This is a genomic window from Pseudomonas oryzihabitans, assembly GCF_007665395.1.
GTDB lineage: Bacteria > Pseudomonadota > Gammaproteobacteria > Pseudomonadales > Pseudomonadaceae > Chryseomonas > Chryseomonas psychrotolerans_C.
Map to the genome: position 1 here is coordinate 134,453 of NZ_VDND01000009.1, position 12,367 is coordinate 146,819.

At 66.3% G+C, this 12,367-nt stretch carries 10 protein-coding genes; 5 read left to right on the plus strand and 5 right to left on the minus strand.

What is annotated here, in order from left to right; all coding sequences use genetic code 11:
* Positions 1-27 precede the first annotated feature (27 nt).
* The 3 genes from FSV73_RS18450 to FSV73_RS18460 are packed head-to-tail and all read left to right on the plus strand — an operon-like array spanning position 28 to position 1,591.
* Positions 28-579, plus strand: a complete 552-nt coding sequence (locus tag FSV73_RS18450; RefSeq protein ID WP_145009524.1) for a PilZ domain-containing protein — start codon at positions 28-30, stop codon at positions 577-579.
* Entirely contained in the window at positions 576-866 is a 291-nt protein-coding gene (locus FSV73_RS18455) for an outer membrane protein assembly factor BamE (protein WP_145009527.1), read from the plus strand. The genes FSV73_RS18450 and FSV73_RS18455 overlap by 4 nt, the downstream gene beginning before the upstream one ends.
* A gap of 8 nt (positions 867-874) precedes the next feature.
* On the plus strand, positions 875-1,591 hold the full coding sequence (locus FSV73_RS18460) for a glycerophosphodiester phosphodiesterase (protein WP_145009530.1): 717 nt from the start codon (positions 875-877) through the stop codon (positions 1,589-1,591).
* A gap of 517 nt (positions 1,592-2,108) precedes the next feature.
* On the opposite strand, the gene sthA is transcribed toward FSV73_RS18460, so the two are convergent.
* Together sthA and FSV73_RS18470 are read right to left on the minus strand one after the other, a co-directional pair.
* Positions 2,109-3,503 carry a Si-specific NAD(P)(+) transhydrogenase gene (gene sthA / locus FSV73_RS18465; RefSeq protein WP_145009533.1) on the minus strand — a complete coding sequence of 465 codons (1,395 nt, stop codon included), beginning with the start codon at positions 3,501-3,503 and terminating at the stop codon, positions 2,109-2,111.
* Positions 3,504-3,708: 205 nt separating this feature from the next.
* Entirely contained in the window at positions 3,709-5,151 is a 1,443-nt protein-coding gene (locus FSV73_RS18470; protein ID WP_145009536.1) for a glyceraldehyde-3-phosphate dehydrogenase, read from the minus strand.
* 154 nt (positions 5,152-5,305) lie between these two features.
* Between FSV73_RS18470 and mfd the strand changes: the two genes are divergently transcribed.
* Positions 5,306-8,755 (plus strand): transcription-repair coupling factor, encoded by a 3,450-nt coding sequence (gene mfd, locus FSV73_RS18475; RefSeq protein ID WP_145009539.1) that lies wholly within the window; start codon positions 5,306-5,308, stop codon positions 8,753-8,755.
* Positions 8,756-8,802: 47 nt separating this feature from the next.
* On the opposite strand, the gene FSV73_RS18480 is transcribed toward mfd, so the two are convergent.
* From FSV73_RS18480 to FSV73_RS18490, 3 genes are all read right to left on the minus strand, one after another.
* Positions 8,803-9,543, minus strand: coding sequence for an S-methyl-5'-thioinosine phosphorylase (locus tag FSV73_RS18480; protein WP_145009542.1), 741 nt, complete (start codon positions 9,541-9,543; stop codon positions 8,803-8,805).
* Positions 9,544-9,697: 154 nt separating this feature from the next.
* Positions 9,698-10,690: a beta-N-acetylhexosaminidase gene (gene nagZ / locus FSV73_RS18485; protein ID WP_145009545.1), complete on the minus strand. Its 993-nt coding sequence runs from the start codon at positions 10,688-10,690 to the stop codon at positions 9,698-9,700.
* An 80-nt stretch (positions 10,691-10,770) separates the two neighbouring features.
* Positions 10,771-11,481, minus strand: a complete 711-nt coding sequence (locus FSV73_RS18490; RefSeq protein WP_145009548.1) for a TetR/AcrR family transcriptional regulator — start codon at positions 11,479-11,481, stop codon at positions 10,771-10,773.
* 234 nt (positions 11,482-11,715) lie between these two features.
* Here FSV73_RS18490 and lexA point away from each other — a divergent pair, with 234 nt between their 5' ends.
* Positions 11,716-12,327, plus strand: coding sequence for a transcriptional repressor LexA (gene lexA / locus FSV73_RS18495; RefSeq protein WP_145009551.1), 612 nt, complete (start codon positions 11,716-11,718; stop codon positions 12,325-12,327).
* The last annotated feature ends 40 nt before the right edge of the window (positions 12,328-12,367 follow it).

Here is a 12,367-nt window from a genome sequence, read left to right on the forward strand (position 1 = left end):
GGGCCATCACCCACGGAGCGGCCCGACATGACCACCCCAGACGCGCGTGAACGGCGGGAATACTATCGCATCACCGACCGTATCGCACTGCAAATCAGCCCTGCCGACGGGGTCCCCGGCGAGACCGCGCCGCTGTTCGCACTCCTGAGCGAACTGCATCAGCTGGAATTCGAATCCCGTCACCTGCTGCGCAACCTGGACGAGCGCGACCGCGCCGTCACCGCCTGCCTGCGGCTGGTGCACAAGCGCCTCGACCTGCTCGGCCAGGCCTTCACCTGGAACCTCCTGCATGACAGCGGCGCCACCCGCGACGTGGTGCTGTCCGAGGGCGGCCTGGCCTTCGTCGACGCCGAGCCCTATGCCCTGGGCACCCGGCTCGACCTGCGCATGGCTCTGCCGCCCCAGGGCCTGGGCCTGCAGGTGCTGGCCGAGGTGACCGGTTGCCAGACGGTCGCCGGCGGTTACGAGATCGGCACCAGCTTCATCGCGCTGGAAGATGCCCAGCGCCAGCTGCTGGCACGCCATGTCCTGCGCCAGCAGGCCCGGGTCCGCCGCGCCGACCGCGGAGACGAGGCGTGAAACGCCCCTGGCTGGCGCTCCTGCTGCTGGGCGCCGCCCTTCCCGGCGGCGCCGAGACCCTGCAGATCCCGCTCGGCCAGCAGGGCGATCCCGGCACCCTGCTGCCGGCACGCGGCGACAGCCGTAGCCAGGTGCTGGAGCGCTTCGGCCTGCCCGACCAGGAGCACGCGCCCGTCGGCCGCCCGCCCATTCGCCGCTGGGACTATCGCGAGTTCAGTGTCTATTTCGAAAACGACCGGGTGCTGGATGCGGTCCGCGAACCGCACCGCCCGGCCCCGTCACCCTAGGAGCGCTCATGACCCTCATTTATGGACACCGCGGTGCCCGCGGCGAAGCCCCGGAAAACACCCTGGCTGGCTTCGAGCTGTGCCTGGAGCTGGGCGTCCGGCGCTGCGAGCTGGACCTGCACCTCTCCCGCGACGGCGAGCTGGTGGTGATCCACGACCCGACCCTGAAGCGCACCACCGGCCGGGGTGGCAAGGTCAGCGAGAAGCTGGTCGCCGACCTGGTGGCGCTGGATGCCCGCCAGGGCGGACCGGTCTGGCCCCGCCCCAGCCCCATCCCGACCCTGCGCGAGCTGTTCGAGAAGTGCGCCTTCGAACACTGGCAACTGGAAGTGAAGAGTACCTCGCGGGTGCGGGCGGCGCAGACCGTCAGGGCCATCGCCCAGCTGGTCGGGGAATTCGGCCTGCAGGACAGGATCACCGTGACCAGCGCCTCGCGCGAGGTCCTGCGCGCCTTGCAGCGCGATACGCCACACCTGGCGCGCGGCCTGGTGGCGGAATACGCCTGGCTGGATCCGCTCAAGGTCGCGGCCCACTACGGCTGCCACCTGCTGGCGCTGAACTGGACGCTGTGCACCCCGGAGCGCCTGCTCAAGGCCCAGCGCCAGGGTCTGCACGTCTCGGTGTGGACGGTGAACGACGCCAGCCTGATGCGCCGCCTGGCCGATTTCGGCGCGGACAGCCTGATCACCGATTTCCCGAGTCTGGCGCGGCGGACGTTGGGGTAGCAGCTGGCTCGGCTCGAAGCCCGGTAAGTGTTGGGCTTCGCTGCGCTCAACCCAACCTACGAAAGCCCAACTTACCGGCTATCGCGGCCATGGGCCGCTCCTACAGGCTCGATGTAACCGTAGGAGCGGCCGCATCGGCGGATCGCCATGGCCGCGAGGTGACCAGATCCAGAACCGTAGCGTGGAAAACGGCGCAGCCTTTTCCACTGGAAGTTCGCTACGGGGAGCACCCTCACCCCAACCCTCTCCCATGGGGAGAGAGGGCTAGTCCAGCAGCACCGTTAGTCCAGGCAGCTCGTAGGTTGGGTTGAGACGGCTTCATCGTCGAAGCCCAACACTCGACTCGGGCCTGGGCACTGTTGGGCTTCGCTGCGCTCAACCCAACCGACCTATCATCGCGGCCATAGCGGTCCGCCGACGCGGTCGCTCATAGGCTGTCTTGATCACAGATGATCGCGGCCATGGGCCGCTCCTACGGATCCTGTAGGAGCGGCCCATGGCCGCGATGTGAGCCGACTCAGAACAACCGATTCAAGCCATCGAAGGCGGCTACCCGATAGGCCTCGGCCATGGTCGGGTAGTTGAAGGTGGTATTGACGAAATAGCGGATGCTGTTCGCCTCGCCCTGCTGATTCATGATCGCCTGGCCGATGTGCAGGATCTCCGACGCCTGGTCGCCGAAGCAGTGCACGCCGAGCACCTGCAGCGTCTCGCGGTGGAAGAGGATCTTCAGCATGCCCACCGGTTCGCCGGAGATCTGCGCCCGCGCCATGCTCTTGAAGAACGCCTTACCCACCTCGTAGGGCACCTTTTCCTGGGTCAGCTCGCGCTCGGTCTTGCCCAGCGAACTGATCTCCGGAATGGTGTAGATGCCCGTGGGGATGTCGTTGACCACCCGGCCGTTGTTGTCGTGCAGGATGTTGTCCGAGGCCGAACGGCCCTGGTCGTAGGCGGCGCTGGCCAGGCTCGGCCAGCCGATGACGTCGCCCGCGGCGTAGATGTTGCCCACCGAGGTCCGGTAGTTCTCGTCGACGCTGACCTGACCACGGCTGTTCACCGAGATGCCCACGTTCGGCAGCCCCAGGTGATCGGTGTTGCCAGTCCGGCCGTTACACCAGAGCAGGGCATCGGCGCGCAGCTTCTTGCCGGATTTCAGGTGCAGCACCACGCCGTGTTCCTGGCCTTCGATACGCTCGTACTCTTCGTTGTGGCGAATGAGCACGTTGTTGTTCTGCAGGTGATAGCTCAGGGCGTCGGAGATCTCGTCGTCGAGGAAGCTGAGCAACTGGTCGCGGTTGTCGATCAGGTCGACCAGCACGCCGAGACCACTGAAGATGGAGGCGTATTCGCTGCCGATCACCCCGGCGCCGTAGATGATCAGCCGGCGCGGGGTGTGGGTCAGCGAGAGGATGGTGTCGCTGTCGTAGATGCGCGGATGGCTGAAGTCCACGTCCATGGGGCGATAGGGCCGCGAGCCGGTGGCGATGATGACCTGCTTGGCCACCAGGCGCTCCAGGTCGCCGCGCAGGTTGACGATCTCGATGGTGTTCTCGTCGGCGAAGCTGGCGGTGCCGAAGAACAGGTCGACCCGGTTGCGCGCGTAGTAGCTGGTGCGCGAGGACACCTGGCGGGCGATCACCCGCTCGGCGCTGCGCAGCACGTCGGGAAAGGAGAACCAGCGCGGCTCGCCGATGGAGCGGAACATCTCGTTGGTGTTGAACTGGATGATCTGCTTGACCGAATGGCGCAGCGCCTTGGACGGAATGGTGCCCAGGTGGGTGCAGTTGCCGCCGACCACCTGGCGATTGTCCACCACCGCCACCCGCCGACCATTCTTGGCGGCGTTCATCGCCGCGCCCTCGCCTGCCGGTCCCGAACCCAGTACCACCACATCGTAGCTATAGACCGCCATGCTTTCTCCTTAGAAGGTTAGCCGTCCGCAGGCGACGGCTGGAGCCGGGCAGCCTCGCGAGGCCGTCCGACGTGAGACGCAAGCCCAGGGCTGCGACCTCTTGTCACGGGTGGCTATTGTGAAGCAAAACCCATACAAAACGAAAACGGGAGCCGCCTGGGCTCCCGTTTTTTCTCGCAAGTCAGCCTTGCCTAGGGCGCAAGACTCAGGCCGGGAAGGCCGGCGGGTTGACGCCCGCGATTTCTTCCAGCACCCGGACGACCTGGCAGCTGTAGCCGAACTCGTTGTCGTACCAGACGTAGAGCACGACGCGGTTGTCGCTGACGATGGTGGCGCCGGCATCGACCACGCCCGCATGGCGGGAGCCGACGAAGTCGCTGGACACCACTTCCGGCGAGTTCACGAAATCGATCTGCTTGTGCAGCGGCGAGTGCAGCGCCATGGTGCGCAGGTACTCGTTGATCTCGTCCTTGCTGGTGGCGTTTTCCAGGTTCAGGTTGAGGATCGCCATGGAGACATTGGGCGTCGGCACGCGAATGGCGTTGCCAGTAAGCTTGCCGGCCAGTTCCGGCAGGGCCTTGGCCACGGCCTTGGCAGCGCCGGTCTCGGTGATCACCATGTTCAGCGCGGCGCTGCGACCCCGGCGATCGCCCTTGTGGAAGTTGTCGATCAGGTTCTGGTCGTTGGTGTAGGAGTGCACCGTCTCGACGTGGCCGTTGACGATGCCGTACTTGTCGTTGACCGCCTTGAGGATCGGCACGATGGCGTTGGTGGTGCAGGACGCCGCGGTGACGATGGTGTCTTCGGCGGTGATGGTGTCATGGTTGATGCCATGCACGATGTTCTTCAGGCTGCCCTTGCCCGGTGCGGTCAGCACCACGCGGGCGACGCCCTGGCACTTGAGGTGCTGGCCCAGGCCCTCGGCATCGCGCCACTTGCCGGTGTTGTCGACCACGATGGCATCCTGGATGCCGTACTGGGTGTAGTCGACGGTGGTGGGATCGTTGGAATAGATCACCTTGATCAGGGTACCGTTGGCGCACAGGGTGCTGTTGGCCTCGTCGACGGTGATGGTGCCGTCGAAGGAGCCGTGCACGGAGTCGCGACGCAGCAGGCTGGCACGCTTGACCAGGTCGTTGTCGGCGCCCTTGCGCACGACGATGGCGCGCAGGCGCAGGCCGTCGCCGCTACCCTGGTGCTCGATGAGGATGCGGGCCAGCAGGCGACCGATGCGACCGAAGCCGTACAGGACGACGTCGGTGCCCTTGCGCTGCTCGACACCCTGCTTGCCGACCACGGCGGACAGCTCGCTGCGCAGGAAGTCCTTGAGGTCGCGACCGGCACCCTCGGCCTTTAACTTCAGGCTCAGGCGGGCCAGGTCGATGGAGGCGGCACCCAGTTCCAGCTCGCTCAGGGCCTTCACCAGCGGGAAGGTGTCCTGCACGGACAGCTCGACGTTGTCGATCTGGCGCGCGAAACGATGGGCCTTGAGGATGGAGATCACCGAACGGTTGACCAAACCGCGACCGTAAATCGAGGTCACAACATTGTTGTTCCGGTACAGCTGACCAATCAGGGGAATCATGGCCTCGGCGAGCGCTTCGCGATCGATCCATTCTTCAAGGCACTGCTCAGGCTTCTGACTCACGACAAATCCTTCCCTATGTAGGAGCTGAAAAAAGGAACTACATTATGACCGCGCCGCCTGTCCCAGGCAATCAACGCGCGTCGCTGCACTGACAGCGCGAATGCCCGGTCGTTACAATCCCAACCCTCCCGAAATCCACCGGAGTTCCGCCCGCGTGTCAGTTTTGCGTACCCCGTCAATTCCTGAAACCGCCGGCCGCCAGCAGTGGGGCAACCTGCCCGGCGCCGCGCTAGCCCTCGCCATCGCTGAAGCCGCCAAGGCCGCGACACGCCGCTTCACCCTGCTGATCACCCAGGACAGCCAGACCGCCGATCGCCTGGAGCAGGAACTGCGCTTCTTCGCCCCTGAACTTCCGGTGCTGAATTTCCCCGATTGGGAGACGCTGCCCTACGATGTCTTCTCGCCTCACCAGGACATCATCTCCCAGCGCGTGGCTACCCTTTATCGCTTGCCGGAGCTCTCCCACGGCATTTTGGTAGTCCCTCTGGCGACCGCCCTACACCGCCTGGCACCCACCCGTTTCCTGCTCGGCAGCAGTCTGGTGCTGGACGTCGGCCAGCGGCTGGACGTGGAGGCCACCCGGGCGCGCCTGGAAGCGGCCGGCTATAGATATGTGGATACGGTGTACGAGCACGGCGAATTCGCCGTGCGGGGCGCCCTGATCGACCTCTTCCCCATGGGCAGCAGCCTGCCCTACCGGATCGACCTGTTCGACGACGAGATCGAGACGCTGCGCACCTTCGATCCGGAGACCCAGAGGTCCATCGATAAGGTCGACAGCATCCGCCTCCTGCCCGCGCGGGAATTCCCGCTGCACAAGGAAGCCGTAACCGGCTTCCGCGCGCGCTTCCGCGAGCGGTTCGACGTGGATTACCGCCGCTGCCCCATCTACCAGGACCTGGCCAGCGGCATCACCCCGGCGGGCATCGAGTACTACCTGCCGCTGTTCTTCGACGAGACCTCCACCCTCTTTGACTACCTGCCGGCCAACACCCAGGTGTTCTCCCTGCCGGGGATCGAGCAGGCGGCCGAGCAGTTCTGGACCGACGTGCGTGCCCGCTACGAGGACCGCCGGGTCGATCCGGAGCGACCCTTGCTGCCCCCGGCCGAGGTCTTCCTGCCGGTGGAGGACTGCTTCGCCCGGCTGAAGAACTGGCCACGGGTGGTCATAGGCGCGGACGACCTGGAGTCCGGCGTGGGCCGCGAGCGCTTCCCCGCCCGGGCACTGCCCGACCTGGCCATCGACGCCAAGGCCAGCCAGCCGCTGGCCGCCCTGGAACACTTCATCACCGACTTCCCCGGTCGCGTGCTGTTCACCGCAGAAAGCGCGGGGCGCCGCGAGGTGCTGCTGGAATTGCTGGCGCGGTTGAATCTGCGTCCCGGCCAGGTCGAGGGCTGGGCGGCCTTCCAGGCCAGCGGCGAGCGCATCGCCATCGCCCTGGCGCCGCTGGACGAAGGCCTGGTGCTGGATGACGCCGGGGTTGCCCTAATCCCGGAGAATCCGCTGTTCGGCCAGCGCATCATGCAGCGTCGCCGCCGCGAGAAGGGTCGCGACGCCGGCGACAACGTCATCAAGAACCTGACCGAGCTGCGCGAAGGCGCACCGGTGGTGCACATCGACCACGGCGTCGGCCGCTACATGGGCCTGATCACCCTGGAGCTGGACGACCAGCCCCAGGAATTCCTGCTGCTCGAATACGCCGACGATGCCAAGCTCTATGTGCCGGTGGCCAGCCTGCACCTGATCGCCCGCTACTCAGGCACCGACGACGCCCTGGCGCCGCTGCACAAGCTCGGCTCGGAAGCCTGGCAGAAAGCCAAGCGCAAGGCCGCCGAGCAGGTACGGGACGTGGCCGCCGAGCTGCTCGACATCTATGCCCGCCGCGCCGCGCGCAAGGGCTATGCGTTCAAGGATCCGGCGGTCGACTACGCCACCTTCTCCGCCGGCTTCCCCTTCGAGGAGACCCCTGACCAGCAGGCCGCCATCGAGGCGGTGCGCAAGGACATGCTGGCCGGCACGCCGATGGATCGCCTGGTCTGTGGCGACGTCGGCTTCGGCAAGACCGAGGTGGCCATGCGCGCGGCCTTCATCGCCGTGCACGGCGGCCGCCAGGTGGCGGTCCTGGTGCCCACCACCCTGCTCGCCCAGCAGCACTACAACAGCTTCCGCGACCGCTTCGCCGACTGGCCGGTGCGCGTCGAGGTGATGAGCCGCTTCAAGTCGACCCAGGAGGTCGCCGCCGCGGCGCGCGAGCTGGCCGACGGCAAGATCGACATCATCATCGGTACCCACAAGCTGTTGCAGGGCGATGTGAAGTTCAAGGACCTGGGCCTGGCCATCATCGACGAGGAGCACCGCTTCGGGGTACGCCAGAAGGAACAGCTCAAGTCGCTGCGCAGCGAGGTGGACATCCTCACCCTCACCGCCACGCCGATTCCACGCACCCTGAACATGGCCGTGTCGGGCATGCGCGACCTGTCCATCATCGCCACCCCGCCGGCGCGGCGCCTCTCGGTGCGCACCTTCGTCATGGAGGAGCAGAACGCGGTGATCAAGGAAGCCCTGCTGCGCGAACTCCTGCGCGGTGGCCAGGTGTACTTCCTGCACAACGAGGTCAAGACCATCGAGAAGCGTGCCCGCGAGTTGGCCGAACTGGTGCCCGAGGCCCGCGTCGGCATCGGCCACGGGCAGATGCGCGAGCGCGATCTCGAACAGGTGATGAGCGACTTCTACCACAAGAGATTCAACGTGCTGGTGGCCTCGACCATCATCGAGACCGGCATCGACGTGCCCAGCGCCAACACCATCATCATCGAGCGCGCCGACAAGTTCGGCCTGGCCCAGCTGCACCAGCTGCGCGGTCGGGTCGGGCGCAGTCACCACCAGGCCTACGCCTACCTGCTCACCCCGCCGCGCAAGGGCATGACTCCGGACGCCGAGAAGCGCCTGGAAGCCATCGCCGGCGCCCAGGACCTGGGGGCCGGCTTCATCCTGGCCACCCACGACCTGGAGATCCGCGGTGCCGGCGAACTGCTCGGCGAAGGCCAGAGCGGGCAGATCCAGGCGGTGGGCTTCACCCTCTACATGGAAATGCTCGAGCGCGCGGTAAAGGCCATCCGCAAGGGTGAGCAACCCAACCTGGAGAAACCCCTGGGCGGCGGACCGGACATCAACCTGCGCGTTCCCGCGTTGATCCCGGAGGACTATCTACCCGACGTCCATGCGCGGCTGATCCTCTACAAGCGCATCGCCTCGGCGGCGGACGAGGAAGCGCTCAAGGAACTGCAGGTGGAGATGATCGACCGCTTCGGCCTGCTACCCGAGCCGACCAAGAACCTGGTACGGCTGACGCTGCTCAAGCTGCGCGCGGAAGGCCTGGGCATCGTCAAGGTGGACGCCGGCCCCCAGGGTGGGCGACTGGAATTCGCCGCCGATACCCAGGTGGACCCGCTGGTGCTGGTGAAGATGATCCAGGCGCAGCCGAAGAAGTACCGGCTGGAGGGCGCGACCCTGTTCAAGTTCCAGGTGCCGATGGAACGCGCCGAGGAGCGCTTCAACGTGCTGGAAGCCTTGTTCGACCGGCTGACGCCGGCCGCCAGCTGATGCCTGAGCCACTCCCGGGACCTCTCGGGAGCGGCTCCTTCTACCGATCAGCCCGTCAGTACCTCGGCCAGCACCTGACGCACCTCCTCGATGCCGCTGGCCAGCACGGCCTCGATCTCGGCCATGGTGATCTCCCGCTGCACCTTGCCGGCCGCCGGATTCACCACCAGTGCCAGGCAGGCATAGGGCAGGCCCAGCTCGCGAGCCAGGGCCGCTTCCGGCATTCCGGTCATGCCGACGATATCGCAGCCGTCGCGCTCCAGGCGGACGATCTCTCCCGCCGTTTCCAGGCGCGGTCCCTGGGTCGCGGCATAGACGCCATGGTCGCTGTGCGGCAGCTGCAGCCTGCGCAGCGCGGTGAGCAGCCGCTGGCGCAGGGGCTCGTCGTAGGGAAAGCTGAAGTCGATATGGGTGACGTGGTCGAGCGCCGCGCCCTCGAAGAAGGTGTGGCCGCGACCCCAGGTGTAGTCCACCAGTTGGTGGGGGACGCACAGGTGCCCGCTGCCCATGGCGGCATGGATGCCACCCACGGCGTTCACCGCGAGGATGGCCTCAGCGCCGGCCTCCTTGAGCGCCCAGAGGTTGGCGCGGTAGTTGACCTGGTGCGGCGGGATACGGTGGGGATGGCCATGGCGGGCCAGGAACAGCACCGGGCGGCCGGCATAGTGGCCGCGCTGTACCGGCGCCGAGGGTTCGCCCCAGGGCGTGTCGAAGGTCTGGGCCTGGTCCAGCTCCAGGCCGGCGAGCGCCGTGAGGCCGGTGCCGCCGATGATGGCGTAGGTGGTCATGGGAATGTCCTTAGAGCCTGTTCAAAGGCTCGCGAGCTAGAGACAAACAAGGCGAAAATGCCTGAGGAAGCGGAGTTTACGTGTGGTAAATGAGCATTCCGAAGGCATTTTTAACGCGGTTTGGCCGACGCGCAGCAGCGCTTTGAATAGACTCTTAGATGAGTTCAGCCTGGCGCAACCGCTGCAGAGCCTGGCTCCACTGCGGCTGCTGCCGGTAATCGAGATCGACGTGGCGACGGGCCCTCATGCTGGCCAGCCGTGGTGCGGGTGCGACGCCCAACTGCTGGACTCGGGTCAGGGCCAGCTCGGCCGCAGCGCGGTCATTGCAGACCAGGCCCATGTCGCAGCCGGCGGCCAGCGCCGCCTCGACCCGCTGACCGGCATCGCCGGCGACGTGGGCGCCAGCCATCGACAGGTCGTCGCTGAAGATGACGCCCTGGTACTCCAGCTCACCGCGCAGGATCTCCTGCAGCCAGCGCCGGGAAAACCCGGCCGGCTGGGAATCCACTGCGGGGTAGATGACGTGAGCGGGCATCACCGCACCCAACTTCGGCAGCAGCGCCTGGAACGGCCGCAGATCGGTACGCTGCAGGGTCTCCAGGTCGCGCTCGTCGGTGGGAATGGCGTAGTGGGAATCGGCTTCGGCCCAGCCGTGTCCGGGAAAGTGCTTGCCGGTGGCGGCCATACCGGCGTCATTCATGCCGGCGATGAAGGCGCCGCCCAGTTCGATCACCTGCTCGGCGCCACCGAAGGAGCGGGCGCCGATCACCTGGCTGCGCCCGTAGTCGACGTCCAGTACCGGGGCGAAGCTGAAGTCCAGCCCCACCGCCAGGATCTCGGTCGCCATCAGCCACCCGCAGAGCCGCGCCAGCTCGACGCTGTCCGCCCGCCCGCCCAGCTGGCCCATCGCGGGCAGGCGCACCACGTCGCGCCGCAGGCGCTGCACGCGGCCGCCCTCCTGGTCCACCGCCAGCAACAGTTCCGGCCGCACGGCACGGATCGCGCGGCTCAGCTCGCGCACCTGGCCCGGGGTTTCGATGTTGCGGGCGAACAGGATCAGCCCGCTCACCTCCGGCTGGCGTAGTAGCTGGCGATCCTCGGCGGTAAGCCAGGTGCCAGCGATATCGACCATCAGGGAGCCTTGCATGGGTACCTCGTCCGAATGCTCCGGCGCCCGGCGCCGCGAAAGGGACGCAAGCTTAACCCAGGCTTTGCCAGCGCTGCAGCCTAGTAGGTCTCGGCCGCCTCGACGGGCGTCGAGCGCCGTGGCCGATACTGGGCCCGGGCCAGCTCGGGCTCGTGCATCGCGGTGGGCGCGCGCATGCCGGTGGCGAGAAAGGGCACCATCAGCCGCAGCACCTGCTCGGTATGGGTATCGACGCCGAAGTCGTTCTCGCCGATGGCGCGCAGCGCCTTGATGCCGGACATGCTGAACACTGCGGCGCCGAGCATAAAGTGGGCGCGCCAGAACAGCTCCAGCGGCGGGATCTCGGGTACCGCATGATTCATCAGCAACAGGAAGCGGCGGAAGGCGCGGCCATAGTTCTGCTCGAGATACTTGCGCAGGTGGCCCTGGCTCTGGCTGAACGCCAGGCCCAGCAACCGCATGAACACCGAGAGATCGTTGCCGTGCCGCGGCTTGATGGCGATCGAGTGGTCGACCAGCAGATTCAGCAGCATCTCCAGGCTCATCTGCTCGCCATTCTGCGGCTGCCACTGATCCAGATCCCGGTCCAGATTGAAGAAGAAGGGATCGAGGAAGCGCGAGAACACCGCCTGGATCAGCGCCTTCTTGGAACCGAAGTGGTAGTTGACGGCCGCCAGGTTCACCCCGGCCCGCGTGGTGATGAGCCGCAGCGAGGTTTCGGCGAAGCCGCGCTCGGCGAACAGCTGCTCGGCCGCATCCAGAATGCGCTCAACGGTATCCGACTGCGCCATGATCTGCCTCGGTAGATGAATTCCGTTTGAAACATATGTTTCAAACGCTATCGGCGTCAATGTCGGCCTGGCGCCAGACGCCGGGGAAACTGGCCAGGGGTAGCGTGCCCGTCCCCCCTTGGCCGCCACGGGAGCGCAGTCCAGCCTGTCGTCAGAAGCCTGGGCGACGGCCTTGCCTGCCACCCGAAGTTACTGTATATAATCACAGCATCATTAGACGACGCGACGTGCATCATGCTGAAACTGACACCGCGACAAGCCGAGATCCTGGCCTTCATCAAGCGTTGCCTCGAAGCCAATGGCTTTCCGCCCACCCGCGCGGAGATCGCGCAGGAGCTTGGTTTCAAATCGCCGAATGCGGCCGAGGAACACCTCAAGGCCCTGGCCCGCAAGGGCGCCATCGAGATGACGCCGGGCGCCTCCCGGGGCATTCGCATTCCAGGCCTGGATACCACGCGCAAGGCCGACGAGAGCCTGCCGGTCATCGGTCGGGTCGCGGCCGGTGCGCCCATCCTGGCGGAGCAGAACGTCGAGGAGAATTGCGCCATCAACCCGGCGTTCTTCCAGCCGCGTGCCGACTACCTGCTCAGGGTCAAGGGCATGAGCATGAAGGACGTCGGCATCCTCGATGGCGACCTCCTCGCCGTGCATGTGACCCGCGAGGTGCACAACGGCCAGATCGTCGTGGCCCGGGTGGGCGACGAGGTCACCGTGAAGAGATTCAAGCGCTCGGGCAACCAGGTCACCCTGCTGGCGGAAAATCCCGAGTTCTCCCCCATCGAAGTCGATCTTTCCACTCAGGAATTCGCCATCGAAGGGTTGAGCGTCGGCGTCATCCGCCGCTGACGTCCAGGGCTGGCCTCACCGCCAGCCCCTATTTACCCGC

Bases quoted from the DNA above. Each gene is read 5' to 3' on its own strand.
- FSV73_RS18450 (WP_145009524.1), top strand. From the start codon at position 28: ATGACCACCCCAGACGCGCGTGAACGGCGGGAATACTATCGCATCACC.
- FSV73_RS18460 (WP_145009530.1), top strand. From the start codon at position 875: ATGACCCTCATTTATGGACACCGCGGTGCCCGCGGCGAAGCCCCGGAA.
- sthA (WP_145009533.1), bottom strand. From the start codon at position 3,503: ATGGCGGTCTATAGCTACGATGTGGTGGTACTGGGTTCGGGACCGGCA.
- FSV73_RS18480 (WP_145009542.1), bottom strand. From the start codon at position 9,543: ATGACCACCTACGCCATCATCGGCGGCACCGGCCTCACGGCGCTCGCC.
- nagZ (WP_145009545.1), bottom strand. From the start codon at position 10,690: ATGCAAGGCTCCCTGATGGTCGATATCGCTGGCACCTGGCTTACCGCC.
- FSV73_RS18490 (WP_145009548.1), bottom strand. From the start codon at position 11,481: ATGGCGCAGTCGGATACCGTTGAGCGCATTCTGGATGCGGCCGAGCAG.
- lexA (WP_145009551.1), top strand. From the start codon at position 11,716: ATGCTGAAACTGACACCGCGACAAGCCGAGATCCTGGCCTTCATCAAG.